Raw genomic sequence first — 969 nt, forward strand, 5'->3', positions numbered from 1 at the left:
GTAAAGGATTTACATGAGTTTAATAAACCACGAAGAGCTAATAAGACAATTAAAATCTGGAGAATTAACTTCTCTAGATGAGATAACAAATGAGTTTAAAAATATACTCAAAGAAGTTATACAAACTGCATCACAAGAAGAACTAACTGCACATCTAGGTTATGATAAGAATAAAGAATCTACTAATTCAAACTATCGTAATGGCTATAATGAGAAAACTATAAAATCAAAATATGGGAATATTGATGTGTCAATTCCAAGAGATAGAGATTCTACTTTTGAACCACAATTAGTTAAAAAAAGAGAAGTACTTTTAGATGGAAGTGAAGATTTAATATTATCACTTTATACCAAAGGAATGAGTGTAAGGGATATACAATCACATCTTGAAGATTTATATGGATATGAACTATCAGAACAAACAATTTCAAATATTACTTCCAAAATTATTGAAAAAGCAAATGAGTGGCAAAATCGTCCACTTGATTCAATTTATCCAATTATATTTATGGATGCTACTGTTCTTAAAATAAGAGTAGATAGAGTTGTTAAAAATGTAGCAGCATATATTATGCTGGGAGTTACACTAGAAGGTAAAAAAGAGATTATTGGTATTTGGATAGGAGAAAATGAAACAAGTAAATATTGGTTAACTGTTTTAAATGATATTCAAAAGCGTGGAGTGCAAGATGTACTTATATTTGCAATTGATGGGCTTAATGGCTTTAATGAAGCCATTAAAGCGGTTTATCCTAAGGCTGATATTCAAAGATGTATCGTTCATCAAATAAGAAGCTCGCTTAAATTTGTTTCATGGAAAGATAGAAAAGAAGTTGCAAAAGATTTGAAATCTGTTTACTCAGCTTTAAATGAAGAAGATGCACAATTAGCACTCACAGAATTTAATGATATTTGGGGTAAAAAGTATCCAAATATTACTATGTCTTGGACTAACCATTGGTTAGAATT

Annotated in this window: 1 protein-coding gene; it reads left to right on the forward strand. The window is 29.4% G+C overall.

Annotated elements, in window-relative coordinates; all coding sequences use genetic code 11:
• Positions 1–13: 13 nt before the first annotated feature.
• Positions 14–969: IS256 family transposase (locus B0174_RS12015; RefSeq protein WP_108561355.1), on the forward strand; the 956-nt coding region annotated here is incomplete at its 3' end.

Source organism: Arcobacter caeni (genome assembly GCF_003063245.1).
Classification (GTDB): domain Bacteria; phylum Campylobacterota; class Campylobacteria; order Campylobacterales; family Arcobacteraceae; genus Aliarcobacter; species Aliarcobacter caeni.